Here is a 25,996-nt window from a genome sequence, read left to right as displayed (position 1 = left end):
TGGCCTCGAACCTCTGGTAGTCGAGGCCACCGTGTACTCACGTTGCCGGAGCCACCGGTCGATGGATCGAACGTCATCTCTGCCGAGGTGCGGAAGGGTTGGGCACGTGACAGCGCCGCGCGAGAGCAGGGCGATCGACATCTTGTTGATCGAAGACGATCCAGGGGACGAGTTGATCACCCGGGAAGCTTTTGCCGATAACAAGATCAAGAATGTCCTGCACGTCGCCCGCGACGGCCAGGAGGGTCTCGACTTCCTCTACCGGCGGGGCGACTACGAGAATGCGCCGCGACCGGACCTGATCCTGCTCGACTTGAATCTGCCGAAGTATGACGGGCGCCAGCTGCTGGGAAAGGTCAAATCGGATATCGAGCTGTGCGACATCCCGATCGTCGTGCTCACCACGTCGTCGGCGCAGGAAGACATCTTGCGCAGCTACCAACTGCATGCGAATGCCTACGTGACCAAGCCCGTCGACCTCGACCAGTTTCTGGGTGCGGTGCGTCAGATCGACGAATTCTTCGTCCAGGTGGTCCGGTTGCCGCGGTCCTGAAGGGTAAGTCGATGCGCGGCGGCTAAGCCCGCATGGCCAGACACAGCTCTGTGCCGATCGCGGCGCTCGCTGCCGGGCCATCGAAGCGATCCATCCAATACACGCCGGCGGCATCGTTGGGGGACCGCGGGCTGTCCGGGAAGGCGGTGCCGACACGTGCCTGCCGTTGCACATCCCGTGCGCTCACAGGGTTGACCACTGTCGAGCGTCGCGCCGGCCCGAATGGTGAGGCGTCGGCGTCCGCGCGGTGTTCGACGCGATAACGGACAACGGCACTTCGCAGCGTCGGATGAGCGGCTCTGGCGAACGTCAGCACGTAAAAGGACCCTGCCGCTACGGAATTGACCGACAGCACCTCTTCGCCCATTCCCTCGATCAGGTCGATGAAATCGGCGATTTCGTGGCCGCTGATCACATCGCCGGCGATGCCGGTGGTCACGGCTATGCCCAACGCCGCCCGGCCGTCGTGGTCTGCGGGAATGAACCGAAAGGCGCGCCCGCCTGCAGAAGACAGGCTGTCGCCCGCGGGACACTGGACGGCGCCCGCCGGTTGTTCGGTGTCGAACAGCCAGCGCAGCCCGACCAGGAGTACCGGTAGATGGACGGTGATGTCGGCAGTGGCTGGCAATTCGAGTGTCATCCCTAATTCCTTCAAATCGGGCGACGCGCGAGTGCGTCAGCTGACTTCTCGATACCCACTCGATCGATGTGCAAAACACCCGGTCTCATCCTGCCGAAAGGGTCTCCGCCACAAGCTTTCCTGATCCGTCCACCCGCCCACGAGAGTGGCCCAGCCCGGCATTTCGCCGGACTGGGCCATCGCCACACACTCAGTTAGTTCTGTTGTTCTGCGCGCTCACGCGCCTCGGCGGCTTTCGCGCCGGCGCGTGCCGCCTCGGCCTCGGCTTCCTTCCTGGCCGCCGCCCGATGCGCATCTGCCTTGTCCTGCTGGGCTTGACCTTCGCGGACCAGGTCATCACGACCGGCCACCGTACCGATGACCTCCTTGGCCTTCCCCTTGAGGCCTTCAACGACTCCCCGGACAGCTTCTTCAGGCCCGGTGTGCTTGTTCTCGCTCATGTCTACCCTTCGGCTGGCCGATCGGATCGATCGCGCACGGAGAACCGTTCTCCACGCCGTCCGAGAATTCCCACCTCCGGTGAACGCCAAACACGAACTATTGCGATCTGCGCCACAGCGGATAACCCTGTCCGGCAGCACATTCCGTAGATCAGTCGTGCTGATGGCGGCACTGATCCGCACGCGTCTGCTCGGTCCGAGAACGCGCGGAGGGCAGGTTGTGCGCGTTTGTTTGGAGGGCCATGGAAAATGGGTACACAGGGCGTGATGTGGAGTGACCTGCACCGGGATGCTGGAGGATACGTGGTTGATGCAGTGGGGCAGGGCGACATGGCGCGCGGTGACCGGTCCGTTGAACTGATCGTTGCGGCCTCGGCGGAAAGCCTGGCAGTCCTGCGGACGCTCGTCGCGGCAGTGGCCGCCTTCGAGGATTTCGATCTGGACGCCGTCGCCGATATCCGTTTGGCGGTCGATGAAGCCTGTACCGGCCTCATCCGTGCCGCGGTGCCGGGATCGAGCCTGCGGGTCGTCGTCGATCCGGCGAATGATGCTGTGGTGATTCGTGCTTCGGCACGATGCGCGGTCGATGACAGCCGCGGCACCGAGGTGGTGAAGCGAGACACCTTCAGTTGGCATGTGCTCAACTCGCTCGCCGACGAGGTGTCCACCTTCGCCGACGAACCGGCTGTCGACGGCACCCAGGTGCTGGGTGTTTCGTTGACCTCGAGACGAGTGAGTCTGCAGCGGTGACGGCGGAGTATGCGGACGTTCTCGAGATGTTCCGTCAGCTCCGACGAACGGCCGAAGATTCAGCTGACTACATCGCACAGCGCGACAGAATCATCGAGCGCTGTTTGCCGCTGGCGGACCACATCGCGCGACGCTTCGAGGGCAAGGGGGAAGCCCGCGACGATCTGCTGCAGGTCGCGCGCATGGGCCTCGTCAACGCGGTCAACCGGTTTGATGTCGAATTAGGTTCGGAATTCGCGCCTTTCGCGATTCCCACGATCATGGGCGAGCTACGCCGCCACTTTCGCGACAACAGCTGGTCGGTGAAAGTGCCGCGGCGGATGAAAGAACTGCATCTGCGGATCGGGACTGCCACCGCCGAGATGTCTCAGCGCCTCGGCCGCGCGCCCACGCCCTCTGAACTTGCTGCCGAGCTCGGCGTCGATCGCGATGAGGTGCTCGACGGTCTGATGGCCGGAAGTTCGTACAAGACCGCATCGATCGACAAGGTCGCTGGTGATGAGGAACGGCCGTCGCTGGCCGACACGCTGGGCGACGTCGATCCGGGGTTGGAGAAGGTCGAACAGCGCGAGGCGCTCCGGCCGCTGCTGGCCGAACTGCCCGAGCGCGAGCGAACAGTGTTGGTGCTGCGGTTCTTCGAATCGATGACGCAATCGCAGATCGCCGCGAAACTCGGTATCTCCCAGATGCATGTGTCGCGGCTGCTGGCGAAAACCCTTGCGCAGCTCCGGGACAAGTTGGAGTAGCGGCCGGCGCGGCCCAGCCAACTGCGGAGCGTCAATGGTCCAAAGCGGTGTGGTACCAACTGGTAACGTCCGCTGGGTAAGCACGGCGAACGATATGGTCAGCACGATGTAGGTGGCCCGTTGGTGAAGGATGTGACCACTTGTCCATGCCGACAGACCCACGGCTGAGCCGCTCATCGCCTGCAAAGGCGGGGCCATCCTCGGGCAGGCCGCTGTCGCTGCTGCTGGTGGAAGACGACCGCGGTGATGCCCTTCTGGTCGAGGAGTTGATCGCCGACGCCGCGATCGACATCGACTTCCACTGGGCTCCCACATTGAGCCAGGCGGCGACCGCGCTGGACGCGATCCGTCCGGATTGTGTGCTGCTCGACCTGCACCTGCCCGACGCCGGTGGTGTGGACGCTCTGGATCGCTTGGGTGCTCTGGCTCCGAGCGTGCCGATCGTCGTTCTCACCGGTTTGAACGACGAGCATTTCGGCGTTTCCGCCATGGCCTCTGGAGCGCAGGATTACCTGGTGAAGGGCCGGGTGGATCCGGACACGCTCCGGCGCGCGGTGCTGTATGCCATCGAACGAAAGCGCGCCGAGGTCACTGCGGTGGATCTGCACGCCAGTCGACTGCGCGCCCAGGAGAATGCCCGGCTGGAGCGGGGCCTGCTGCCCTCTCCGCTGCTTCTGGACAATCCCGGCGTCGAGGTCGTCACCCAGTCCTTGCCGAGCCGGCGGGACGCCCTGATCGGTGGCGACTTCTACGACGTCGTGCAGACCCCGGACCGCACGGTGCACGTCATGATCGGCGACGTCGCCGGTCATGGGCCGGACGAGGCCGCGTTGGGCGTGGCGCTGCGAATCGGTTGGCGTGCATTGACTTTCGCGGGTCTGCGCGGCAATGAGCGAATGTGCCAGCTGGACCGCATCCTGACCACCGAGCGTCCCAGCCGCGGCACTTTCGCGACGCTGCTGAGTGTGGCACTGACGCCCGATACCGGGCAGTTCGACGTGGTGCGGGCAGGTCATCCCGGGCTGCTCATGCATGGCACCGGCACCGTCGACTGGCTCGAACCCGTCGCCGGACCGGCACTGGGGCTCGGAGCCACCGAATGGCCGGTCAATCGGTTGCAGTTGCAGCCGGGCGACGGATTGATGCTGCTGACGGACGGGCTGTTCGAGGGACCTGCGGGGGAGGGCGGCGAACGACTCGGGGAGGAGGGACTGCTGGCGAATGCGCGCTCACTGGCGCGCCTGCCCGGGGCTGAGTTCGTCAAAGCGCTGATCAGTGAGACGGAGGCCCGGGCCGAGCCCTTCGGCGGTCTCACCGACGACATCGCCGTCATTCGAGTGGAGCGCTCGGTTCGATGAAGTTGACGGTGCAAGGTTGGCAGAACCTGGTTCTGGCTGCGATGGGCGCGGTGGTGCTCTCCGGCGCGGTCGGCGGTGCGCTGTTGATGAACCGGACCGACACGGTGTCAAGCGAACTGATCGAGCACCTGCAACCGGCGCGCGTGGCCGCCTACCGCTTGCAGGCCGGGCTACGTGACCAGGAAACCGCGGTCCGCGGTTATGCCAGTGCCGCTGACAGCCAGTTCCTGGCGCCGTATGACGACGGACAACGCGCTGAAACCGCTGCGGCGCAGAAACTCAGATCACTGCTGGAGGGGCGCGAGGCACTCATCGCGGACCTCGACGCGATCGAGCGAGCTGCCGGTACGTGGCGCAGCACCTACGCCCAGCCGGTGATCGCCAGTGTCGTCGTGGGACATCCGGCCGTCGTCGACAGCCGTACCAATGAGGAAGGCAAGAAGGAGTTCGACTACCTTCGTGCGCTGTTCGATGCCCAGAACGCGCACCTGGCACAGGCGCGCGACGCTGACACCGCTCGCTTGGCTTCGATACGCCAGTGGCGCGACCGGGTGCTGGCGACCATGGTCGGTGCGTTTGTCGTCATGGCGGTGGTCCTGGCCATGCTGGTGCGGAGTTCGGTCACCCGTCCCTTGGGCGCACTCGCAGCAGCGTGCCGCCGGATCACGCAGGGTAACTTCGATGAGCGCATAATTCCCCAGGGGCCCACCGACATTCGAGCTATTGCCGTCGACGTCGAGGAGATGAGGCAGCGCATCGTCGAGGAGCTCGAGGCGTCCCAGTTCGCCCGCCTTGCCCTCGACGAACAGGCCGAGGAGCTGCGTCGGTCCAACGCTGAACTCGAACAGTTCGCCTACGTCGCATCGCATGATCTGCAAGAGCCGCTGCGCAAGGTTGCGTCCTTCTGCCAGCTGATCGAGAAGCGGTACGGCGATCAGCTCGACGAGCGCGGAGTCGAATACATCAACTTCGCCGTCGACGGCGCAAAGCGCATGCAGTTGCTGATCAACGACCTGCTCACCTTCTCCCGCGTCGGCCGGATCAACGCCACGCACACCGAAGTCGATCTGGGCGAGGCTGTCGCCTCGGCCATGGAGAACCTCGCGACCTCGATCACCGAGTCGGGAGCCGAAGTGCTGCTGCCGCCCGCCGGCCTGCCGCGGGTCGACGGCGACCCCACCCTCCTCACGATGTTGTGGCAGAACCTGATCGGTAACGCGGTGAAGTTCCGGCGAGAGGGTCTCGCGCCCCGGATCGTGATCGACTGCACACCCGGAACGGGTGAAGATGCCGACGATTGGGTATTCACGGTCACGGACAACGGTATTGGGATTGCCGAAGAGTTTGTGGACAAGGTGTTCGTGATCTTTCAGCGGTTGCACGGCCGTGATGCCTACAGCGGTACCGGCATCGGCTTGGCCTTGTGCAAGAAGATCGTCGAACATCACGGCGGCACCATCGGGATCGACACCTCGTACACCGATGGCACGCGGTTCGTGTTCACATTGCCGGCCACCCCGACCACCGAACCGAACGTCATCGCATTCGAGCAGCCGGAAGGAAGTCACCCATGAACGCGTCGTCAGCCGGCCGAGTGGTGGACATCCTGTTGGTCGAGGACGACCCGGGGGACGAGTTGATCACCCGTGAAGCGTTCGCGGACAACAAGATCAAGAACACCCTGCATGTGGCCCGCGACGGTCAAGAAGGTCTGGATTTTCTCTACCGGCGCGGCGTCCATGCGGATGCCCCGACCCCGGACCTGATCCTGCTCGACCTGAATCTGCCGAAATATGACGGCCGGCAACTGCTGGAGGTGATCAAGTCCGACTCCGACCTGTCTCACATACCGGTTGTCGTCCTGACCACGTCGTCGGCCGAGGAAGACATCTTGCGCAGCTACAAGTTGCATGCGAACGCCTACGTGACCAAGCCCGTCGATCTCGATCAGTTCATGAAAGCCGTGCGGGAGATCGACGAGTTCTTCGTTCAGGTGGTGCGGCTACCGCAGTCGTGACGGTCAGGCGGCCGCGGCGGCGATGTCATCCCATTGCAAGAGCACCCGGGTTCCGGCTTCGGTGGGCTCGATCGACGCACGATCGGTGAGTGCTCGCATCAGCGGGATACCGCGGCCGCGTGCCGAATTCGCGTACTGCGCTGCGGCGGGGCGCCACGTGCCTTCGTCTGTCACGGTCACGGTGAGCAGCGCCGACGCGCGGTCGAAGTCGGCGCGAACGTGCATGACACCCGGCTCGGGTGCGTCCGCGTAGGCGGCTTCGACCGCGTTGGCCAAGGCCTCGTTGACGGCGAGCACGATATCGCTGGCCTTCACCCGGTCCAGGGCGAAATGTTCAGCCAACCAGGTGGCGAATTCCTGACGGATGGATGCGGCATGTTCGGGGATGGCCACCACGTCCACCTTGCTGAAACGCGCCCCGCTGCTCGACTGGTCCGGATCCGTCATATGAACCTGCTCGACCTACCTTCTGTCCGCCTTCTTCCGTCCGACATCGACCGCCCTAGGTGGCGACCGCCGCAAGCGCTTCGTCCAGCGTGACGAACAGCTCGATCAGATCGGCGATGCCGACCAGCTTGAGCGGCCGGCTCGTGGTGGGACCGTCGGCGACGACGACGAGCCGGACCGCCGGTGCCAATTCCGCATGCGCGGCCACCAGCACGCCCATGCCGGCCGACGCCAGGAAATCCACGGCGCTCAAATCGACGACGACCGCGTCGGCCGCGCCGACCGCCGCCGGGCTCAGCGCGGCCTCCAGCTGCGGAGCGGTGAGCATGTCCACCGTCCCCGACACCGTCACCACGCTAACCGCGCCGATCTGGCTCTGTTCGACCGTGCAACTCGCCGCGGCAGGATTGCCGCTGCCCTGAACTGGCTGGCCCGTCATTGTCACCTCCGAGGGGCTCACACGCGTGAGCCGACAATCCAAATACTAACGACGCTTCTGCGTCCCGCCCCACCAAAACGGCAGGACAACGCCGTTCAGACGGTGTGGCAAATAACATGTTTGGCGCGGCTCAGCTGCGGGTACCCAGGCTCGTCGAGGCCTTGGTCGTTACCGAGCTGCGCCACATGGACGTCCGTGTGGCGCAGTTCTGTGTGAGGCCTTGCCACGTGGCCATAACGGTGTTATGAATGTCCATAACACCGTTATGGCGAATGGAGTTGAACCATGTACCACCATGAGGACTTCCCGCTCGGGCCATCGATGCGTACCGGTGGCACCACCGACACCCTCGACGATCGCATCCGTGTCGGTGACGCTGACCGCGACGTCATTGCTGGCAGGCTCAGCCGTGCCGTCACCGACGGCCGGCTGACACTGGCCGAATACGACACGCGCCTGCAGCAGCTCTACCAGGCGCAGACCCGCGGCGAACTCACCGAGATCGTGTCCGACCTGCCGCCGTCGCATGACCGTCCTGAGCCGAAACGGCAACGGAAGCACAGGATTCCGCAATGGGTTGCCATCATGTGGATGCCGTGGGTCGCGGTGAACCTCTTGTGCCTCGCAATCTGGCTCACTACCGGCACCGGCTATTTCTGGCCGTTCTGGGTGGCCGTGCCGTGGGGATGCGCGTTGCTGATTCCCACCGCGGTCGGTGTGATGACCAGCCCGCAGATGGGGCGCAGGCGGTACCCGGTGTCAGGACCAGCGGCGCATCGATGATTGCCGGTTATCTCGGTCGTTCCGACCGTGTGAGCAAGTCGCTGAGCGGTTTCGCCCGCCGCTACGCCGACCAGACCGAAGCCGACCGTGCCGCACCGGTCAGTGCCGTCGAACGCGGAGTGCTGCCCGTCGAATACGAGTGAACTGGCGCCCAAGCGCCCCGCCGGAAAAATTGCGTACCGCACTACTCAATCCGTCGCGCCAGAGACCGACGACGATTACGGCGTGACCACGCCGCTATCGGAGGTGTAGACGTGAACAGTCCCTCGAATCAGACATACGACCTCTGTGTCGTCGGCGCGGGCATCGCCGGCCTCAATGCACTGTTCGTTGCCAGTCAATACCTATCCGGCAGCCAGCGGATTGCCTTGGTAGACAGCAGACCACGCGTGGGCGGCATGTGGGTCGACACCTATCCGTACGTTCGGCTGCACCAGCCGCACCCGTTCTTCACCGCGGGGAACATCGAATGGACTTTCGGTAAGGACCCTTCGCACCTGGCGACCAAGGCCGAAGTGCTCGACCACTTTCAACACTGTCTCGACGTCATCAAGCAGCGGGTGCAGGTCGACGAGTACTTCGGGTGGACACTGGAATCCACCGACGAGGCCGACGGCGTCGTTCGGCTCACCTGTCGATCCTCGGATGATCAGCGGACCGTCATCACGGCCGAACGGGCGGTCAAGGCGTATGGCATCGGCGTCATGCCGAATCAACCGCTGCCGGTGACAAGCACACGCGTGCAGTCGGTTTCGCCCGACTACTGCGATGTCCGCAGCGGAGCCATCGCGGACAGTACCGCTCCCGTGTGGGTCATCGGCGGCGGCAAGACCGCGATGGATACCGCCCACGCGTTGATCACGGCTTATCCGGGACGTGAGGTGAACCTGCTGGCCGGTTCGGGGACGTTCTTCGCCGACCGCAACAAGTTTTACCTGCGTGGCGCCGCGCGCTGGGTGCGTGGTTCGTTGCCGAGCACTGCGCTGCGTGGCACGGCTCTGGCATTCGACGGCAGCAATGAAGGTGCGACAGCAGACCAGCTCCGCGCCGACTATGGAGTGTCGCCGACGCCGCGAGCGCCGCACTTCCTGCTGGGCGTGCTCTCCGAAGAGGAGAGCGCCACCATCGCGGCCGGCGTCAACCAGATCGTGATGGATCATCTCGTCGACATCGTGGACCGCGGCGACGTCGTCGAACTTCAATTACGCAGTGGCGCAACCAGAACCATCCAAGCCGGTAGCTGGATCATCAACTGCACCGGCTATCTGGGGCGCGTTCCGCAACCGTACGAGCCGTATGTCTCCGACAGTGGTCGCGTGCTGTCGTTGAATACCCGGTCTGCTGCGCTGCATCTGCCGGCATTCATGGGCTACTTCCTGACGCATCTGCTGTTCCTGGACAAGCTGACGAGCGTCCCGCTGTACGAGTTGGATTGGCAAGAGCTGCAACGGAAAGGACAGAACGTTCTTCCGTACGCGATGGTCTCGCTCGCGCACTACAACCTGAGTTTGATCTTTGACGCGGTCCCCGCAAAGGTGTTCGCGGATTGCGGACTGGATTTCGATCGCTGGTACCCGCTGCCGCGGCGCCTGTTGGCCACCGCGCGATTCATGGCCACTCACCGCCGCGAGCGCGCACACCACCGCCAAGCTCTCGACACCGTGCGCGAGCGATTCGACGTCCGCTGCGGACCGTTGGAAAACCGTGCTGTCCTGCCACACCGGTGAGGGCTTGTCGGTCGCCGATATATTTGACGCCGGCGAAATCTCATCCGTTTGGCTGATGTCCGGACCCGGTTATTTATGGTTTTTTTGATCGCATGATCACCGGCGTTGTCGTCGGGCGCGTCCATGCGCCCCGGGGGCAGTGGAGTTTGAGTAGTGAATTACTCATCCCGCTGCGCTGTCCCGAGCGCACGCTGACGGCATGGCTCTTGACTTGGGCGCACACGAACAGGCGTTGCGCCAACTACCGCTGCCGTATTCCTTGGCATTGCGCCTGCGTGATGCCGGTGTTCCCGCAGACGCCATTTGTGAGTATGTCGATGTCGAACCGGCGGCCCTCGCCGGCTTTTTCCAGCTCGCCGAGGCAAAGTTGGCTGCCCTGCTATCGCAGTCCAGGCAGTCGATGGTCAGCCACCTGCACGTGCCGTGACGACATCCGCGCATGTCCGGACGAACTGCCGTGCTGAACGCCGGCGATCCTGTGCCCACCGAGCGTGATGTCGGCCTGGCATCGCGCGCCAGAGGGGCAACCGCCCTCTGGCCGCTGACGGGACGAGCCGAAGAACTCAACGTCGTGGCGGCGACACTGGACGGCAGGGCCGACGGCGCCGGCATCGTGATCGCGGGTCACGCCGGGGTCGGCAAGACAAGGTTGGCCCGTGAAGCGGGCGCCGACGCGGCAAAGTTGGGCTGGGCCGTGCGGTGGATAGCGGGAACGGCTGCGGCCCAACCGATCCCGTTGGGTGCTCTGGCGCAGTGGGCATCCTCGATCGACAGCCAGCCGTTGCGGATCGTCAGCGACGTGATCGCGGCGATCACCGATTCACCGCAAGGCGGACCGGTTTTGGTGTTGGTGGACGACGCTCATCTGCTCGATGACCTGTCTGCGTACGTGATCCATCAGATCGTCGTGCGCCGGGCGGCAACGGTCATCGTGACCCTGCGCAGTGGTACGCACACTCCCGACGTGATCACCGCACTGTGGAAAGACGTCTCGCTGCCGCGCATCGATTTGCAGGCGCTGTCGAGGCCGCAATCCGACAGTCTGCTCGAGCGTGTCCTCGGGGGTCCGGTCGAGCCCTCATGTGCGGCACGCATGTGGCACATGACATTTGGCAACGCGCTGTTCCTTCGACAGCTCGTGATCCAGGAGATCGATGCGCAGCGGCTGGTGGCCGGCCCTGACGGGTGGCAATGGGCGGGCCCCATCACCGTCACCGGGTCGCTGTTGGAGCTCATCGACAGCCAGATCGGCGCGATCGGTGATGCCGCTGGTGAGGTCATCGACATCGTCGCGATCGCCGAACCCCTGGAGCTGGAGTACCTCACCCGGCTCGCCGACAGCAGCGCCATCGAATACTGCGAACAGCGCGGGTTGATCACCGTGTCACCACCTGGCGTCGGGGTACCGCGGGCCCGTGTCGGGCATCCGCTGTACGGCGAAGCCCGACGGGGGCGCATGGGGTCGGTGCGGTTGGCACGCCTCAGTGGGCAGATCGTTTCGGCGATGACCGATACGACGACCGTGGACGCGGTGGTCGACCCGGTACGGGTGGGACGGCTGTGGCTGCAGTCCGACCTGCAGCCCGATATCGGTGTCCTCATGCGCGCCGCGCAGGTGGCGTACACCCGCCATGACATCGGCTTGACGAGCCGCTTCGCCGAGGCCGCGGTGCACTCTGGCGCCGGTCCCGAGGCTCGGCTCCTGCTCGCGCACACCCTGATGCATTCGGAGACACCGGGGCGCGCGCAGGAGATTCTGGACCAATTGGCGAGCGAGCCGCTTCCCGACGTGCTCGGGTCGGTCGTCGGGCAACTGCGAGCAGCCAACTTGCTGTGGCCGCTGGCCCAGCCGGACGCATCATGGCGGATCATCGACGAAACGTTGTGCGGGTCGTCGCCCGAGTCTGTTGCGCAGGCGGAGGCGTTCCGCGCCATGCAGTTGGCCATGGCGGCGCGGCCATCAGAGGCCGTCGCGATCGGCTCGGCAATCGACCGCGAGCGCCTCGGCGATATGCCGACCCTGATGCTCGCGTGGGCCATGACGATCGCCTTCGGCGATCTCGGGCAACCCGAGGGTGCGGTCGCGGCTGCCGAGGTGGCGGCCGCAACGACCGCGTGGCCGTCCGCGGCGCTGCAAGCGCCGGCCTCGACGCTGGCTGCAGTTCAGGCGCTGGTCCTGTCCGGCGATATCGAGCGCGCTCAGACCCTTGCCAAGCGGGCCGAGCCCGAGTGGGGCGATGTGCCCGGCGTGTTCCGGAGCATCGCTGCCGCGATCAGCGCACTGGCGTCACTTGGCGCCGGCGACGTGCGCGCAGCACATTCCCGGCTGCGGCAGGCTCTGGCCGAATCCTCGACGACCGGGGCGAGAATCGGCGTGCACTACTGCTTTCTGCTCATCTACCTGGAAGCGGTCACGTACCTGGGTGATGTCGATGAGATCGCCAAAGTCTCTGCCATGGTGGACCGTCACCGTCACCCGGCGTTCGCTTTCCTGGACCCGTGTGCGCGGCTGGCCACAGCGTGGGCGGCCGCTGCCACCGGACGGCTTGCGCAGGCGCGCGCTGCCGCCGAGGACGGCGCCGAGCGTGCCCGGGTAAACGGGCAACTTGCGTGGGAGGTGCGTTGCCGACAGTCACTTGTCCAGTTCGGCGATACTCGGCAGGCGTCACGACTGGCTGAGTTGGCGGACCAGGTGCAAAGTCCCCGAGCTGTCCTGGGGGCGCGCTGGGCTGCGGCGCTCGCGAAACACGATGCCGGCGAATTGGCGGCAATATCAACAGAATTCGAAGCGATCGGCGACCGCATCTGCGCTGCTGACGCATCCGCGCAGGCCGCAGCGGCCTACCGCAGGCATCAGCAGCGGGGCACCGCGTTGACGGCCGCTGCCCGGGCGAGCAGGCTCATCGCTGACTGCGGCGCCACCACTCCGGCCACCCGCACGACGGCTGTGCCGCTGCCGCTGACCAATCGGCAACGCGAGATCGCCGAACTCGTTGCCCGGGGTATGCAGAACAAGCAGATCGCCGAGGAGCTGACGCTGTCGGTGCGTACGGTCGAAGGAAACGTCTACCGGTGCTGCACCCAACTTGGCCTGAACAGCCGGACAGAGCTGGCCCAATTCATGAGGGAGCTGGGTGGCGGAACGGGCGCCCAGTCACCTCAGATCACGTAGGGCGCGATGAGCATGGTGGCACCCAACACCACCGTCCCGATCAGGAACGCGACGACCGTAAAGCCCATCACCTGACGGACATTCAGCTTCGCGATCGCCAGCAGCGGTAACAGCCAGAACGGCTGGATCATGTTCGCGACGCCCTCTCCGACGGCCACCGCCATCGAGATCAGGCCCAGATAGGCCGGTGAATGCTGACCGATGGCCAGTGCCGAGTCGACCGCGATCGGACCCTGCACCGCCCAGTGTCCGCCGCCTGACGGGACGAACAGGCTGATGATCAACGAGCCGATGAAGGTCAGGACCGGCAGAGTGTGTTCGGTCGCGCCGTTGACCAGCGCCTCGGCCAGCAGCGTCTGCAGCGGCTTGTCCGCCTTCGTCGCCTGATAACCGAGGAGCCCGACCAGGCCGCCGTACAGCGGGTACTGCAGTAGCAGCGGGCCGGAAACTTTGGCGGCGCCGGTGAACGCGCGGATGAAGCGGATGGGCGTGCGATGCAGCAGCGCGCTGGTGATCGTGAACAACATGATCATCGACGAGATGTTCAGGGCGAACCCGCTCATCACGAAATAGGCCATGCCCGCGGCGAATACGAGGACATTGAGGATCCAGAGGTTCTCGAGCCATTCGGCGAAGGTCTTCTTGCCTGGCGCCGGCGGAGCCGGCAATCCTGCCGCAGCTCCGCTGTCCGGCTGGTTTTCGTCCTCGAAGACCGCCGGATCGGGCGCCAGGCTCTGCGTCGGCGCCATGCGCCAGACCGCCAGTGCCAGCACCGCAAGGACGACGATGGCCGACAGCCAGCTGTAGGGCTGGAAGATGGTCTGGCTCAACGGAACAGTGATGCCGGCCAGCTTGTGGATCACGTTGATCGGGCTGCTGCTGTCGGTGTTGGCCAGGGCGATCGACGACGACAGTCCCTGCGTCCAGACGATGAATCCCATGAACGCTGCGGCGATGAGGTAGCCGAAATGTGCGTCGGTGAAACGCTTTGCGACCTGCCGGGCGACCAGCGCACCCGCGACCAGTCCCAGTCCCCAGTTCAGCAGGGACAGCACGGCGCTGACGGTGAAGCAGAGGAGGGCGCCCTGAACCTGGTTGTTCGGCTTGCCGGCGATGTGGACGATGGCCCGCTTGAGGACGGGCGCCTCGGCCAGCGTGTAACCCGTCACCAGGATCAGCACCATCTGGAACGCGAACGTGAAGATGTTCTGCGCTCCCCACACCCCGCCGTACCAGGCCTTGAGCATGCCGCTGGGCGTCGCGCCGTGCACCAGAAGGGCGACCATCCCGGCGACCAGGACGGTCAGGATGACGGCGAACAGGTACGGGTCGGGCATCAGGCGTTCGACGTAGCGGACACACAGCGCGGTCAGAGATTGCATGAGGCCGCGGCGCTCGGGCCTGGTGTCCGCGCTCGTGCCCTTCGGATGTTCGCTCGTTGCCACGTGATCCGCCTTCGCAGTGTCTGGGTACGGCACTCATCATGGCGGGTGAGCGGCCTCGGGGTGGCGCCTTTGCGCAACGCTTCGTCCGTCCTTGGATCGTTCGGCCGGCGCCCGACGGCCCTGTCCGAATGGGTAGTACGCGACCCGCCCAGGCGGGTCCGGGAGTCGGTCCGATCGGGGCATGCGGCGGCGCATCGCTGTCAATAGCGTTGTGTGCTATCAGCTTTGCGCCAACCAGAACCTCAAACCCTCTTCCGGACCAATTCTCACGAATGGAGTGAATCGATGACACAGACACTGGCCACTGAAACTGTGGCGGGACGTGCCGACACCATGCAGGCCGCGGTCGTCACCGACTTCGGCATGCCGCTGCAGGTGCACGACATGCAACTGCCGACGCCCGGCTATGGCGAAGCCCTGGTCAAGCTCGAAACATCCGGGGTATGCCACACGGATTTACATGCCGCGCATGGTGATTGGCCTGTCAAGCCGCAGCCGCCGTTTGTGCCGGGGCATGAAGGCTACGGCACCGTCGTAGCGCTCGGCGAGGGCGTGGTAGACCTCGCCGTCGGAGACAAGGTCGGCAACGCCTGGTTGTGGTCGGCCTGTGGCCGCTGCGAATATTGCCGGACGGGGTGGGAGACCTTGTGTGAAAGTCAGCGCAACGGTGGTTATTCCGTCAACGGAAGCTTCGGCACCTACATGCTGGTCAACGCGGACTATGCCGCGCGGATCCCGGATGGCGCCGACCCACTGGAGATCGCGCCGATCTTGTGCGCCGGCGTCACCGTCTACAAGGGACTCAAGGTCACCGACACCCGGCCCGGCCAGTGGGTGGCGATCTCCGGCATCGGCGGGCTGGGGCATATCGCAGTTCAGTACGCCCGCGCGATGGGTCTACGCGTGGTGGCCATCGATGTCGACGATGCCAAACTCGCGCTCGCCACCCGACTCGGCGCCGAGGTCGCCATCAATGCCCGCACCGCCGACGTCGTGGAGTCGACACAGCAGGCCACCGGCGGCGTGCACGGTGTCCTGGTCACCGCCGTGCACCCGCAGGCGTTCGGTCAGGCAATCGCACTGGCCCGTCGTGGTGGCACCATCGTGTTCAACGGACTGCCGCCGGGCGACTTCCCGGCACCGATCTTCGACATCGTTCTCAAGGGACTCACCATCCGGGGGTCGATTGTCGGAACGCGGCAAGACATGGCCGAGGCACTCGACTTCTACGCGCGGGGCCTGATCAAGCCGACCGTCACCAGCGCGCGCCTCGATGAGATCAACGATGTGTTCGCACGGATGGAACACGGACAGATCGACGGCCGCATCGTCATCGACTATCGGAATACGTAGCAGCACATAGGGTCAACCCGAACATCGATAACAGCTGATCTAGGCCGACGAAGATCGTCGGCCTAGATCAGTCCGCGTTTACTGGCCGCGTACACGGCCTCGGCACGTCGGCTGACCTCGAGTTTGCGCATGATGTTGCTGATGTGGAACTTGGCAGTGGTAGCCGAGATGTACAGCTGCTCACCGATCTTGTGGTTCGACAGGCCCGCCGCGAGCAGCCGCAACACTTCCATCTCGCGGTCGGTGAGCTTCTCGCGGTGATCGCCGCGTCCGCTCAGCGAGCGGACCACGGCGGCCGCGCTGCGCGAGTCGAACGCGCTCTGCCCGACGGAGATCGCACGGATCGCTCGCACCAGTTCTGTGGTGTCGACGTCCTTGACCACGTAGCCGCGCGCTCCGGCATGCACCGCACGGACCACGAGGTCCTCATCGAGGAACGTGGTCAGGACGAGCAGGCCGACGTCGGGGTGAGCTCCAGAGAGCTTGGTACACAAGGACAATCCCTCGAAGTCTGACCCCGCTGACAGCTTGAGATCGACGAGCACCACATCGGGTAGCGTCGCCGCGACCATGGCGACTGCTTCGGGCTCGCTGGAGGCTTCGCCGACCACGACGAGATCATGCTCGCGTTCCAGTAATGACCGCAGCCCCTGTCGGAGGATGGCATGGTCGTCCACCAGCGCAAGGCGGATGGTCCCGGTACTGGTGTCAACGGTCATGGCACAACTCCTTCGAGCGGAGCTTCTTCTGGGGCCCGCGGGATGGTGGCGACAACCCGCACGCCGCCGATGCGAGACCGGCCGACCCTGAAGGTCCCGCCGTATTCCCGGCAGCGTGCCAGCATGTTCGCCAGGCCTCGATGATGCCCATCGAGGTCGGCGACGTCGGCCAGTCGAAGCATCAGCCGGATCTTGTCCGGGTCACCGATGCCGTCGTCGGACACCGACAGGGTGACGCCGGCGGCGCGGTAGCTCAAGCGCACGATGGCCCGTGAGGCGCGGCCGTGCATCGCGGTGTTGAACAGCGCCTCTCCGGCGATCCGGAGCAGGCTCCGTTCGACCGCACTGGGCAGTTCGGCGACATCGCCGTCGACCCGCAGCGTCACCCGCAGGTCTTTTGGCATGTGCACCGTGGCGAGCTGTTCGAGCAGCTCGGGGAGGCTGGACCGATCGGCGTGGGAGGAATGGTTGAGCGCATAAATGGCCGACCGCAGTTGGTCGACCGCCGACCGGGTCAGTGCTTTGGCCGTGTCCAGCCGTCCGACCAGACTTGCTGGGCCGGAATGTGATTCGACCTCGCTACGGCACACCTCGATCTGCATGCCCGCCGACAAGACCGTCTGCGCGACGCTGTCATGCAGTTCCCGTGCGATGCGGTGGCGCTCGGAGTCCAGCACCTGATGGCGTTGTGCCGCACCGAGTTCCCGTTGCGTCGCCAGCAACTGTGCGTTGCGTGCCTCCGACTGTGCCAGCAGCGTTTGCGAACGCTGGAACAGTTCACAGTTCTGTAGCGCCACCGCAGTCTGGCTGGCGAGAATCCGCATCACCGCCTCGTCGATACCGTCGAGCAGGCGGTGCGGTGGCGTCCAGGCCGCGAACGCTCCGACGACCCCGCCGTCGAGTTCGATCGGGACATGTGAGTGGTGGCTTTCGATCACCGGTACCCGGAACTGGGCGAGCCGGCCGCGCAGGACGTCGTTGAGCCGGTTCAGGACCGCATCCGGCAGGTGCGGTACCGGATGTTTGGTGCCCGACAGGCCTTCGAAGGAGTATGCGTGCCCCTCGGCGTCGAGGATGAGGTGACGGGGTCGCGCCTCCGGAAGAGCACCGTCGGCCAGCGCCAACAGCACCCATTCGGCACCGAGGTGGGTACGGGCTGCCTCGGCGACGGCCCGGACCAAATTCTCGGGTCCGTTGACGGTCTGAACAAGAGCACGCGAGATGGCGTCGAGCGCGGCGACCACCCGTTCGGTGCGTTGCGCCGCCACCCGGAACTCGGGATAGAACGTGCCTTTGCCGGAACGCACACCCGTGAGCTGATCCAGATCCGGCGCGGCGGCGCGTCGGGGGACCACCGGGTTGCCGGGCAAGGTTGTCATAGCGCAGCCCGGAACAGCGCGCGCAGCTGCGCATCGTCGATGGGGCGGGGATTGGTGGTCAGGCACGCATCCTGAAGGGCGTTGTGGGCCAACAGCGGAACATCGGCGTCGCGCACTCCCAACTCGGCCAGCCCGCGTGGCACGCCGACCTGCCTGGCCAGCTCCTGGAGTCGATCGGCAAGTGCCAGTGCGGATTCCAGCTCCGGGGCGCGCTTGTCGGCGATCCCGAGGCAAGTGGCGATGGTGGCGAACGGAGCCGGATCGGCCTCAGCGTTGAACCGCACCACGTGGGGTAGCAGCACGCCGTTGATGACGCCGTGCGGCAAGTCGAGGAGCCCGCCGACCTGATGGCTCATGGCGTGCGCGGCTCCGAGGATAGCGTTGGTGAACGCGAGGCCCGCTTCCAATGCGGCTTGGGCCATCAGCACCCGGGCCGGCATGTCCTGCGGTCGCTCGATGGTGCTGACCAGGTTTTCGGTGACCATCACGACCGACCGCAGTGCGTGATGGTCGGTCAGTTGGTTGTGCCCGAGCGATACAAACGCCTCGATGCCGTGCGTCAGCGCGTCCAGACCCGTTGCCGCATTGAGCCATTCGGGCATGGTGGTGAGCAGTCGGGGATCGATGACGGTGATGTCGGGGACCAGGGCACGGCCCAAGATGGTGATCTTGGTGTTGTGGGTCGTGTCGGTGACGATGCAGAACTGTGAGACGTCGGCGCCGGTGCCCGACGTGGACGGCAGCACTACCAGGGGCGGAATCGGCGCGGTTGCCTTGTCGACTCCGGCGTAGTCGAGGATGTGGCCGCCATTGGCCGCCAGGATCGCTACGCCTTTGGCGGCGTCGATCACCGAGCCGCCGCCCAGAGCAATGAGTACGTCGCAGCTGTGCGACCGGTAGAACTCGTGGCCGGCTGCTACTTCGTGGTCTTTGGGGTTCGGTGTCAGCGCACTCCATACGTGCGCCTCGACGCACTGGGCGCGCAGGTGCCCGACCAGCTCGGCCACCCAGCCGGCCTCGATGAGGCCGGGGTCGGTGACCAGCATGGGCCGCAACCCGCCCAGGCGGACCGCGGCGTGCGCAGCCTCCGCCATCGAGTCGATGCCGAACACGATCTCAGGGGCATGGAACTTCAACAGCCGCGTCGGCACAGCCGTCGCCGCCGTCGTGGCCGCGATCTGCGCGGGCGCCATCACATCGAGTCTCACCAGACCCATCCCTCATCCTGTGATCCAGGTAACACGCCCAGCCTACGGCGTGCCGCCGCCGGGACCAATGTGCGCATGGGCAGGTTGGTACCTACCCGATCGGGTAGGTGGCGCGCGCCGTTGACGGCGGGCGCACGGTCAACTGCGCGGGGTGCGCTGTGGCGGTTTGCCGGTTCCAACCTCGGGTATCCATGTCCCAGCAGCTACGCCAGTTCGAAGAGGCCGGGACGATGCCGTATTCCGCGATCGCAGTAGCGGCGGTTGCCGCACATTTCGCCTTTCTCGGCTACCTCATCGGCGGCGGGTTCCTGGCGTGGCGGTGGCCCGTGACGATCTGGGCGCACGCGCTCATCGTCGGCTGGACCGTCATTATTCTCACCGGTGTCGTCGAGTGTCCGCTGACCACGATCGAGCGGTGGGCCCGCGACGGCGCGGGCCTGTCACCGTTGCCGCGCGCCGGCTTCATCGACCACCACGTCGCGGGCGTGCTGTATCCGCATGGGTGGGGAGTCGCGGCCGAAATCATCGTGGTCGCAGCCGTTTTGGTGTCATGGCTCGGGCTGTGGCGCCGGTACAACCGAGTGCCGAGTCGTTCTCATGGTGATTGAGCAAGGATGCCGGACGGCCGGGTGGACATTGGTGACTGCCGCGGCGGCGCCAGTGGTGTTGGTGGGGGCCGCGATTCTTGCCAGGACCGTCCTCACGACGAGTTATGACTCGTGGTCCGAAACGTTGAGCGTTCTCGCGGGACGAGGCAGTGGCCAAGGGATCATGACGGCCGGGTTCGTGGTGAGTGCGGCCTGTCAGATCGCGACCGCGATGGGACTGCGCGTGGTGCGACTGTCCGCCCGCATCGCGCTGGCGATTGCCGGGTGCTGCGGGCTTGCCGTCGCGGCCTTTCCGGTCACGGTGAGCGCCAACGAAAGTACCCATCTGCTGGCGGCCGGTGGCGGCCTCATCGCATTGGCGCTGGTGCCGATTCTGGGTATGAGCAGCGCGGCGGCAACCCCGCTGGTGTGTCGTCCGCGCTGTGCTCTGACCGCGACGCTGGTGCTGTGCGTCCTCGTGCTGTGGGTCTATTACGAGGCCAGGCACGGCGTCTTTCTCGGCTTGGCCGAACGGCTCACCGCGGTGACCGAACTGGCGTGGCCGCTGGTCGTCGTGGTGTGTGCCAGACGCGCCGAGCAGGCAATCACCAGGCCGCTCACCGCGGCTGTGACCGGCTACGTGCCGGCGACGCCTGACAGTGCACTGTGCCGCACGCGAATGACGCTCGGCGACAGGCTATCTGCTCCGGCCGCATGACCGAAACCATTGCTGGTGTTGGCTTTTCGTCCGCCCCGAATAATCAGATGACTTCAGCGGGGGCGCCGTGATATCCGTTGGTACATGACTGATTTGACGCTGCGCTGTGTCAGCGACAGCGATGATTTCGATGCGTTCATGGCTACGTCGTACGGCGTGTTCTTGCAGGATCCGCAGCAGGACGAGATCGACCTGATGCGCGCCTTCACCGAGTACGACCGCATGTTCGGTTTCCACGACGGCACCCGTTGGGTGTCCACCGCAGGGGCTTTCGGGAAGCAGGTGGTGCTACCCGGTGGGGCGACCACGGCGGTGGCTGCCGTCACCGCCGTCACGGTGTCGTCCAGCCATCGACGCCGCGGCCTGCTCACCGCCATGATGCGCCACCAACTCGAGGACATCCGAGACCGCGGAACCGAGGCGCTGGCCATGCTGTACGCATCTGAGGCCAGCATCTATGGGCGCTTCGGTTACGGCATGGCGGTACCGGTCGCGGAGCTCTCCGGCAATGTGCGTGAACTGGGATTCCGCGCGGACGTCCAGCGAGGCGACGGCTCGGTGACGCACGTCGACGCCGAGACGTTGCTGGCCAGCGGCCCCGAGATTCACCAGCGCGCGATCGCACAGCGGCCCGGTCTGATGGAGCGGCCGGGTCCGTGGTGGGACAACTGGATCCACGACAACGAGGTGCGGCGCAAGGAGTTCGGCAAGCTTCGCTTCCTCCTGCACCACGAGGCCGACGGTACCGCCAGCGGATTCGCCATCTACCGGCCCAAGGTCAACTGGAGCGACCGCGGGCAGCCCGACAGCGAGATCCGGATCCAAGAAGTGGTGGCCACCAATCCCCATGCGTACACGGAGATTTGGCGCCATCTCCTGGATATGGATCTGATCAGGACCGTCGCATACGACGGTGCCGCAGTCGATGAGCCGCTCCTCGGCCTGGTGGCCGACCGGCGCGCGCTCGCCTGCCAGGTCAGAGACGGCATCTACGTACGCCTGGTGGATCTGCCTCGGGCACTGGGTTTGCGCAGCTACGCCGCTCCGGTCGACGTGGTGCTGGACATCGCCGATGAGTTCTGTCCGTGGAACACCGGCCGGTGGCAGCTACGTGGCGGACCTGATGGCGCCGAATGCGAAAGCACCACGGCGCCGGCGGATATCGCCATGTCGGTACGTGATCTCGGCGCCGTATACCTCGGCGGGGTTGGCCTGCAGGCGCTGGCGAATGCAGGATCCGTTCGTGAGCTCACCCCGGGTTCGGTGCACTGCGCCGCTGTCGCCTTCGGCTGGCCCATCGCTCCGGGTGTGCCCGACGATTTCTAGCGATTCCGCGATGCGCCTGGATACCAGGCGCACCGCGGGATCCACGGCGGCGAGTGCCTGCCGCAGTACATCGACCTCGTCAGCCCTGACCTGTGTGACGAAGTGGACCAGGGCTGCGTGCCGGTCGCTCTGCTCGGCGGCTTGTCCGAGCGCGTCGACCATGAGGCCGGCCACCAGCTGATCACGGCTGCGCGACGCGACGTAGCGGTGTGCCCGATCATCGCGGAGTTGGCGGACCACGCCCTTGCCGGCGAGTCTGCGCAGCACCGTCATGACGGTGGTGTACGCGAGTTTGCGTTCGGCGCAGATGGCGTGATGGACCTCGCGAACGGTCTGTGGCCCGTCCGCGTCCCAGAGGTGATCCATCACCTCGCGTTCCAGATTGCCCAAGTGCCTCAGCATGGCCATCGTCAGTCCCTCTCTGGCGCCCTTTGGGATCTAGTCGCACGGGAGGCCACTGAGTTCCCGCGGACCAGGACATCTAGCGTTCGAACAAAGTTTCGAATACTCTGATGTGGTGGGTTGGCACAATGGGCCGCCGAGCTGGGCGGAGATGCAGCGGGTGCTCGAGGGTAAACCTCGGGTGGCCGGCGCTTCCCCCGAGTCGCCGGCCGACGGCGGCGACAGCCCGGCGTGGTCGCGTAAGCGCGGTGACTATCGGCCGGTCAACCGCCCGGCGCGGCCGGGAACATCGGTGCCGTATGCCGAGCTGCACGCCCACTCCGCGTACAGCTTCCTCGACGGCGCCAGTACGCCGGAGGAGCTGGTGGAGGAGGCCGTCCGGCTGGATCTGCGGGCCATCGCACTGACCGATCACGACGGGCTCTACGGTGTCGTGCGTTTCGCCGAGGCCGCCAAGGAACTCGACATGGCGACGGTTTTCGGCGCCGAACTGTCGCTCAGCAACACTCCACGCACCGAGTTGCCCGACCCGCCCGGGCCGCATCTGCTGGTCCTGGCTCGCGGGCCCGAGGGGTATCGGCGGCTGTCGCGGGAACTGGCCCGGGCGCATCTGGCCGGCGGCGAGAAGGGGGTGCTGAGTTACGACCTGGACACCCTCACCGAGGCCGCCGGCGGGCACTGGCAGATCTTGACCGGCTGCCGTAAAGGCCATGTGCGCCAAGCCCTGTCGTCAGGTGGTACGGAAGCGGCGGACGCGGCGCTGGCCGATTTGGTGGACCGGTTCGGCGCCGACCGGGTGACCATCGAACTGACCCACCACGGGCATCCGCTCGACGACGAACGCAATGCGACGCTGGCCGAGCTGGCGCCGCGGTTCGGCCTCGGCGTCGTCGCCACCACCGCCGCGCATTTCGCCGCGCCGTCGCGGGGAAAGCTGGCGATGGCGATGGGCGCCATCCGGGCCCGCAACTCGATGGACGAGGCCGAAGGCTGGCTGGCCCCGCTGGGCGGGTCGCACCTGCGGTCCGGGGCGGAGATGGCCCGGCTGTTCGCCCACCACCCGGGTGCGGTGACGAACGCTGCCGAACTGGGGGAGCAGTGCGCGTTCGAATTGCGTTTGATCGCACCGAAATTGCCGCCGTTCGACGTGCCGGAAGGGCATACCGAGATCAGTTGGCTGCGTGAGCTGGTGGCGGAGGGGGCGGCCCGTCGCTACGGCTGGAAACCGGACGCGGACCGGGAGAAGGCGTACCGGCAGATCGAACATGAGCTCAAAATCATTGGGCAGCTGGAGTTTCCGGGCTATTTCCTGGTGGTGCACAGCATCACCGAGTTCTGCCGGAACAGTGACATCCTGTGTCAGGGCCGGGGGTCGGCCGCCAACTCGGCGGTCTGTTACGCACTGGGGATCACGAACGTCGACCCGGTGGCCAACGAGCTGCTGTTCGAACGGTTCCTGTCCCCGGCGCGCGACGGCCCGCCGGACATCGACATCGACATCGAATCGGACCTGCGCGAGAACGTCATCCAGTTCGTCTACCAGAAGTACGGCCGGGACTACGCCGCGCAGGTGGCCAACGTCATCACCTACCGCGGCCGTAGCGCGGTACGGGACATGGCCCGGGCCCTGGGGTTTTCACAGGGGCAGCAGGATGCCTGGAGCAAGCAGATCAGCCGGTGGAACGGACTGGCCGACTCGCCGGACGTCGAGGACATTCCCGCGGCGGTGGTCGACCTGGCGTTGCAGATCAGGAATCTGCCGCGGCACATGGGAATTCACTCCGGCGGCATGGTGATCTGCGACCGGCCGATCGCCGACGTCTGCCCGGTGGAGTGGGCGCGCATGGAGAACCGCAGTGTCCTGCAGTGGGACAAGGACGACTGTGCCGCAATCGGTTTGGTGAAGTTCGATCTGCTCGGGCTGGGCATGCTCTCGGCCCTGCACTACATGATCGACCTGGCCCGGGAGCACATGGGCATCGAGGTGGATCTGGCCAAACTGGATCTGACCGAGCCGGCGGTGTACGAGATGCTGCAGCGCGCCGACTCGGTCGGGGTGTTCCAGGTCGAGTCCCGGGCCCAGATGGCCACGTTGCCGCGGCTGAAACCCAAGAAGTTCTACGACCTGGTGGTCGAGGTGGCACTGATCCGGCCCGGCCCGATCCAGGGCGGCTCGGTGCACCCGTACATCCGGCGGCACAACGGACTGGAGGACGCGACCTGCGAGCACAAGTCCATGGAAGCGGCACTGACCAGGACGCTCGGGGTGCCGCTGTTCCAGGAGCAGCTCATGCAGCTGGCTGTCGACTGTGCTGGGTTCACCCCGGCCGAGGCCGATCAGCTGCGGCGGGCCATGGGGTCCAAACGGTCCACCGAACGGATGCGGCAGCTGCGCGGACGGTTCTACGACGGCATGCGGGAACTGCACGGCATCACCGGGCCGACAGCCGAGCGGATCTACGAAAAGCTCGAAGCCTTCGCCAATTTCGGTTTTCCGGAGAGTCATGCGCTGAGTTTCGCGTCGCTGGTGTTCTCCTCGTCGTGGTTCAAGCTGCACCACCCCGCGGTGTTCTGTGCGGCATTGCTGCGGGCCCAGCCGATGGGCTTCTACTCGCCGCAGTCGCTGGTGGCCGATGCCCGCCGGCACGGGGTGCTGGTGCACGGGCCGGATGTGAACGCCAGCTTGGCGTACGCGACGTGCGAGAACCGCGGCACCGAGGTGCGGCTGGGACTGGGGACGGTCCGGCATATCGGGGACGAGTTGGCCCAGCGCATCGTCGACGAACGAAATGCCAACGGGCCGTTTGCCTCTCTGCTCGACCTGACCGGGCGGGTGCAGCTGTCGGTACCCCAGGCCGAGGCGCTGGCGACGGCAGGCGCACTGGGATGCTTCGGCATCACCAGGCGGGAGGGGTTGTGGGCGGCCGGAGCGGCGGCCGCCGAACGTCCCGACCGGTTGCCCGGCGTCGGGTCGGCCGGCGGCATACCGGCGCTGCCCGGCATGACGGAACTGGAACTGGCGGCCGCCGATGTGTGGGCCACGGGTATCTCGCCGGACAGCTACCCGACGCAGTTCCTGCGGGAAGGCCTCGACGCGCTGGACGTGGTGCCCGCGAACAAGCTGCTGGAGGTGCCCGACGGCACCCGCATCGTGGTGGCCGGCGCGGTGACGCACCGGCAACGTCCGGCCACCGCGCAGGGGGTGACGTTCATCAACCTGGAGGACGAGACCGGCATGGTCAACGTGCTGTGTGCACCGGGGGTGTGGTCCCGCCATCGCAAGCTGGCGCAGACCGCGCCGGCGCTGTTGGTGCGCGGCATCGTGCAGAACGCCAGTGGGGCGGTCACCGTGATCGCGGACCGGATGGGCCGGCTCGACCTGCGGGTGATGGCGAAATCCCGGGACTTCCGTTGAGGGAGATTCGGCAGGCCGGCGCTTTGGCGGTTGAGTGTGCGTCCTGGCTGAGAGGTACTCGTGCAACTCCGCCCAGGATGCAGGGTCAACTCGATTTCAGCGCTCAGAACCACTGACCCTGACCTGAGGGCACATCCCACTCGAACTAATGCGCCGTAGGTGCAAGGTCAACGCGGAATCCCAAGCGTCGACCGCATATCGACCGACCGAGATCACCCTGATGACGGGCTGACCACCAGACGAAGTGGGTAATTTTGCCAATTTCATTGACATAATCCCCGATTTGTAAAAAGCTGGATCTATGGCAGCGGCACGCTGTCGAGTAGTGTTACCGAGACCGCCGGTACCGCAAAATTGACCGCGCATCCGTGA

Annotated in this window: 23 protein-coding genes and 1 pseudogene; 15 read left to right on the top strand and 9 right to left on the bottom strand. The window is 65.7% G+C overall.

Features of this window, described 5'->3' with window-relative positions; all coding sequences use genetic code 11:
- The first annotated feature begins 106 nt into the window (after positions 1–106).
- Entirely contained in the window at positions 107–553 is a 447-nt protein-coding gene (locus tag ACZ5IQ_RS22060; RefSeq protein ID WP_464480282.1) for a response regulator, read from the top strand.
- A 22-nt stretch (positions 554–575) separates the two neighbouring features.
- On the opposite strand, the gene ACZ5IQ_RS22055 is transcribed toward ACZ5IQ_RS22060, so the two are convergent.
- Both ACZ5IQ_RS22055 and mbp1 read right to left on the bottom strand, forming a co-directional pair.
- Positions 576–1,193 (bottom strand): hypothetical protein, encoded by a 618-nt coding sequence (locus ACZ5IQ_RS22055; protein ID WP_073693573.1) that lies wholly within the window; start codon positions 1,191–1,193, stop codon positions 576–578.
- Between the two features lie 194 nt (positions 1,194–1,387).
- Positions 1,388–1,633, bottom strand: coding sequence for a microaggregate-binding protein 1 (mbp1, locus tag ACZ5IQ_RS22050; protein ID WP_073693574.1), 246 nt, complete (start codon positions 1,631–1,633; stop codon positions 1,388–1,390).
- Between the two features lie 330 nt (positions 1,634–1,963).
- Between mbp1 and ACZ5IQ_RS22045 the strand changes: the two genes are divergently transcribed.
- The 5 genes from ACZ5IQ_RS22045 to ACZ5IQ_RS22025 all read left to right on the top strand — a co-directional run bounded on the left by ACZ5IQ_RS22045 (position 1,964) and on the right by ACZ5IQ_RS22025 (position 6,504).
- Positions 1,964–2,383 (top strand): ATP-binding protein, encoded by a 420-nt coding sequence (locus ACZ5IQ_RS22045; RefSeq protein WP_073693606.1) that lies wholly within the window; start codon positions 1,964–1,966, stop codon positions 2,381–2,383.
- Positions 2,380–3,129: a SigB/SigF/SigG family RNA polymerase sigma factor gene (locus ACZ5IQ_RS22040; RefSeq protein WP_073693575.1), complete on the top strand. Its 750-nt coding sequence runs from the start codon at positions 2,380–2,382 to the stop codon at positions 3,127–3,129. Before ACZ5IQ_RS22045 ends, ACZ5IQ_RS22040 begins: the two co-directional genes overlap by 4 nt.
- A 146-nt stretch (positions 3,130–3,275) precedes the next feature.
- On the top strand, positions 3,276–4,487 hold the full coding sequence (locus tag ACZ5IQ_RS22035) for a PP2C family protein-serine/threonine phosphatase (RefSeq protein ID WP_073693576.1): 1,212 nt from the start codon (positions 3,276–3,278) through the stop codon (positions 4,485–4,487).
- Complete coding sequence (locus tag ACZ5IQ_RS22030) at positions 4,484–6,061, top strand: sensor histidine kinase (RefSeq protein ID WP_464480281.1); 1,578 nt, start codon at positions 4,484–4,486, stop codon at positions 6,059–6,061. Before ACZ5IQ_RS22035 ends, ACZ5IQ_RS22030 begins: the two co-directional genes overlap by 4 nt.
- Positions 6,058–6,504, top strand: a complete 447-nt coding sequence (locus ACZ5IQ_RS22025; protein ID WP_073693578.1) for a response regulator — start codon at positions 6,058–6,060, stop codon at positions 6,502–6,504. The genes ACZ5IQ_RS22030 and ACZ5IQ_RS22025 overlap by 4 nt, the downstream gene beginning before the upstream one ends.
- 3 nt (positions 6,505–6,507) lie before the next feature.
- On the opposite strand, the gene ACZ5IQ_RS22020 is transcribed toward ACZ5IQ_RS22025, so the two are convergent.
- Both ACZ5IQ_RS22020 and ACZ5IQ_RS22015 read right to left on the bottom strand, forming a co-directional pair.
- A complete protein-coding gene (locus tag ACZ5IQ_RS22020) occupies positions 6,508–6,951 on the bottom strand; it encodes an ATP-binding protein (RefSeq protein WP_073693579.1) in 444 nt (147 codons plus the stop codon).
- A gap of 55 nt (positions 6,952–7,006) precedes the next feature.
- Positions 7,007–7,390 carry an STAS domain-containing protein gene (locus tag ACZ5IQ_RS22015; RefSeq protein ID WP_073693580.1) on the bottom strand — a complete coding sequence of 128 codons (384 nt, stop codon included), beginning with the start codon at positions 7,388–7,390 and terminating at the stop codon, positions 7,007–7,009.
- Positions 7,391–7,675: 285 nt separating this feature from the next.
- Between ACZ5IQ_RS22015 and ACZ5IQ_RS22010 the strand changes: the two genes are divergently transcribed.
- The 4 genes from ACZ5IQ_RS22010 (at position 7,676) to ACZ5IQ_RS21995 (ending at position 13,072) form a co-directional block, all read left to right on the top strand.
- The gene (locus ACZ5IQ_RS22010) at positions 7,676–8,173 is read left to right on the top strand and encodes a DUF1707 domain-containing protein (RefSeq protein WP_286150032.1); all 498 of its coding nucleotides are present in this window, start codon (positions 7,676–7,678) and stop codon (positions 8,171–8,173) included.
- Positions 8,174–8,427: 254 nt separating this feature from the next.
- Positions 8,428–9,900, top strand: a complete 1,473-nt coding sequence (locus tag ACZ5IQ_RS22005) for an FAD-dependent oxidoreductase (protein WP_073693582.1) — start codon at positions 8,428–8,430, stop codon at positions 9,898–9,900.
- 199 nt (positions 9,901–10,099) lie between these two features.
- A complete protein-coding gene (locus tag ACZ5IQ_RS22000) occupies positions 10,100–10,327 on the top strand; it encodes a hypothetical protein (RefSeq protein ID WP_073693583.1) in 228 nt (75 codons plus the stop codon).
- 12 nt (positions 10,328–10,339) lie between these two features.
- Positions 10,340–13,072 (top strand): helix-turn-helix transcriptional regulator, encoded by a 2,733-nt coding sequence (locus tag ACZ5IQ_RS21995; protein WP_464480280.1) that lies wholly within the window; start codon positions 10,340–10,342, stop codon positions 13,070–13,072.
- Here ACZ5IQ_RS21995 and ACZ5IQ_RS21990 read toward each other — a convergent pair.
- Positions 13,060–14,454, bottom strand: coding sequence for a TIGR00366 family protein (locus ACZ5IQ_RS21990; RefSeq protein ID WP_464481501.1), 1,395 nt, complete (start codon positions 14,452–14,454; stop codon positions 13,060–13,062). The genes ACZ5IQ_RS21995 and ACZ5IQ_RS21990 overlap by 13 nt on opposite strands.
- A gap of 348 nt (positions 14,455–14,802) precedes the next feature.
- Between ACZ5IQ_RS21990 and adhP the strand changes: the two genes are divergently transcribed.
- A complete protein-coding gene (gene adhP, locus ACZ5IQ_RS21985) occupies positions 14,803–15,870 on the top strand; it encodes an alcohol dehydrogenase AdhP (RefSeq protein ID WP_464480279.1) in 1,068 nt (355 codons plus the stop codon).
- A 62-nt stretch (positions 15,871–15,932) separates the two neighbouring features.
- Here adhP and ACZ5IQ_RS21980 read toward each other — a convergent pair whose 3' ends face one another.
- The 3 genes from ACZ5IQ_RS21980 to ACZ5IQ_RS21970 are packed head-to-tail and all read right to left on the bottom strand — an operon-like array spanning position 15,933 to position 19,161.
- Positions 15,933–16,589 carry a MadR family response regulator transcription factor gene (locus tag ACZ5IQ_RS21980; RefSeq protein ID WP_464480278.1) on the bottom strand — a complete coding sequence of 219 codons (657 nt, stop codon included), beginning with the start codon at positions 16,587–16,589 and terminating at the stop codon, positions 15,933–15,935.
- Positions 16,586–17,968, bottom strand: coding sequence for a MadS family sensor histidine kinase (locus ACZ5IQ_RS21975; protein ID WP_464480277.1), 1,383 nt, complete (start codon positions 17,966–17,968; stop codon positions 16,586–16,588). The genes ACZ5IQ_RS21980 and ACZ5IQ_RS21975 overlap by 4 nt, the downstream gene beginning before the upstream one ends.
- Positions 17,965–19,161, bottom strand: coding sequence for an iron-containing alcohol dehydrogenase (locus ACZ5IQ_RS21970; RefSeq protein WP_464481500.1), 1,197 nt, complete (start codon positions 19,159–19,161; stop codon positions 17,965–17,967). The genes ACZ5IQ_RS21975 and ACZ5IQ_RS21970 overlap by 4 nt, the downstream gene beginning before the upstream one ends.
- Before the next feature lie 206 nt (positions 19,162–19,367).
- On the opposite strand from ACZ5IQ_RS21970, the gene ACZ5IQ_RS21965 reads away from it, so the two are divergent.
- The 3 genes from ACZ5IQ_RS21965 to ACZ5IQ_RS21955 all read left to right on the top strand — a co-directional run bounded on the left by ACZ5IQ_RS21965 (position 19,368) and on the right by ACZ5IQ_RS21955 (position 21,807).
- Entirely contained in the window at positions 19,368–19,784 is a 417-nt protein-coding gene (locus tag ACZ5IQ_RS21965; RefSeq protein ID WP_234789786.1) for a DUF2784 domain-containing protein, read from the top strand.
- Positions 19,675–20,481: a DUF998 domain-containing protein gene (locus tag ACZ5IQ_RS21960; RefSeq protein WP_464480276.1), complete on the top strand. Its 807-nt coding sequence runs from the start codon at positions 19,675–19,677 to the stop codon at positions 20,479–20,481. Before ACZ5IQ_RS21965 ends, ACZ5IQ_RS21960 begins: the two co-directional genes overlap by 110 nt.
- Positions 20,482–20,565: 84 nt before the next feature.
- On the top strand, positions 20,566–21,807 hold the full coding sequence (locus ACZ5IQ_RS21955) for a GNAT family N-acetyltransferase (RefSeq protein ID WP_464480275.1): 1,242 nt from the start codon (positions 20,566–20,568) through the stop codon (positions 21,805–21,807).
- Between the two features lie 27 nt (positions 21,808–21,834).
- Here ACZ5IQ_RS21955 and ACZ5IQ_RS21950 read toward each other — a convergent pair.
- Positions 21,835–22,215: pseudogene (locus ACZ5IQ_RS21950) on the bottom strand (BlaI/MecI/CopY family transcriptional regulator); the annotation flags it as partial.
- Positions 22,216–22,324: 109 nt separating this feature from the next.
- On the opposite strand from ACZ5IQ_RS21950, the gene ACZ5IQ_RS21945 reads away from it, so the two are divergent.
- A complete protein-coding gene (locus tag ACZ5IQ_RS21945) occupies positions 22,325–25,624 on the top strand; it encodes an error-prone DNA polymerase (RefSeq protein WP_464480274.1) in 3,300 nt (1,099 codons plus the stop codon).
- Positions 25,625–25,996 lie beyond the last annotated feature (372 nt).

This window comes from Mycobacterium toneyamaense, from assembly GCF_055384815.1.
Note: the sequence above shows the minus strand (reverse complement) of the source record. Positions and strands in the feature narration are given on the sequence as shown.

Excerpts from the sequence above, each read along its gene's own strand:
- ACZ5IQ_RS22055 (WP_073693573.1), bottom strand. The coding sequence starts at position 1,193 with ATGACACTCGAATTGCCAGCCACTGCCGACATCACCGTCCATCTACCG.
- mbp1 (WP_073693574.1), bottom strand. The coding sequence starts at position 1,633 with ATGAGCGAGAACAAGCACACCGGGCCTGAAGAAGCTGTCCGGGGAGTC.
- ACZ5IQ_RS22045 (WP_073693606.1), top strand. The coding sequence starts at position 1,964 with ATGGCGCGCGGTGACCGGTCCGTTGAACTGATCGTTGCGGCCTCGGCG.
- ACZ5IQ_RS22035 (WP_073693576.1), top strand. The coding sequence starts at position 3,276 with ATGCCGACAGACCCACGGCTGAGCCGCTCATCGCCTGCAAAGGCGGGG.
- ACZ5IQ_RS22030 (WP_464480281.1), top strand. The coding sequence starts at position 4,484 with ATGAAGTTGACGGTGCAAGGTTGGCAGAACCTGGTTCTGGCTGCGATG.
- ACZ5IQ_RS22025 (WP_073693578.1), top strand. The coding sequence starts at position 6,058 with ATGAACGCGTCGTCAGCCGGCCGAGTGGTGGACATCCTGTTGGTCGAG.
- ACZ5IQ_RS22020 (WP_073693579.1), bottom strand. The coding sequence starts at position 6,951 with ATGACGGATCCGGACCAGTCGAGCAGCGGGGCGCGTTTCAGCAAGGTG.
- ACZ5IQ_RS22015 (WP_073693580.1), bottom strand. The coding sequence starts at position 7,390 with ATGACGGGCCAGCCAGTTCAGGGCAGCGGCAATCCTGCCGCGGCGAGT.
- ACZ5IQ_RS22010 (WP_286150032.1), top strand. The coding sequence starts at position 7,676 with ATGTACCACCATGAGGACTTCCCGCTCGGGCCATCGATGCGTACCGGT.
- ACZ5IQ_RS22000 (WP_073693583.1), top strand. The coding sequence starts at position 10,100 with ATGGCTCTTGACTTGGGCGCACACGAACAGGCGTTGCGCCAACTACCG.
- ACZ5IQ_RS21995 (WP_464480280.1), top strand. The coding sequence starts at position 10,340 with ATGTCCGGACGAACTGCCGTGCTGAACGCCGGCGATCCTGTGCCCACC.
- ACZ5IQ_RS21990 (WP_464481501.1), bottom strand. The coding sequence starts at position 14,454 with ATGCAATCTCTGACCGCGCTGTGTGTCCGCTACGTCGAACGCCTGATG.
- adhP (WP_464480279.1), top strand. The coding sequence starts at position 14,803 with ATGACACAGACACTGGCCACTGAAACTGTGGCGGGACGTGCCGACACC.
- ACZ5IQ_RS21980 (WP_464480278.1), bottom strand. The coding sequence starts at position 16,589 with ATGACCGTTGACACCAGTACCGGGACCATCCGCCTTGCGCTGGTGGAC.
- ACZ5IQ_RS21975 (WP_464480277.1), bottom strand. The coding sequence starts at position 17,968 with ATGACAACCTTGCCCGGCAACCCGGTGGTCCCCCGACGCGCCGCCGCG.
- ACZ5IQ_RS21970 (WP_464481500.1), bottom strand. The coding sequence starts at position 19,161 with ATGGCGCCCGCGCAGATCGCGGCCACGACGGCGGCGACGGCTGTGCCG.
- ACZ5IQ_RS21965 (WP_234789786.1), top strand. The coding sequence starts at position 19,368 with ATGTCCCAGCAGCTACGCCAGTTCGAAGAGGCCGGGACGATGCCGTAT.
- ACZ5IQ_RS21960 (WP_464480276.1), top strand. The coding sequence starts at position 19,675 with ATGGGTGGGGAGTCGCGGCCGAAATCATCGTGGTCGCAGCCGTTTTGG.
- ACZ5IQ_RS21955 (WP_464480275.1), top strand. The coding sequence starts at position 20,566 with ATGACTGATTTGACGCTGCGCTGTGTCAGCGACAGCGATGATTTCGAT.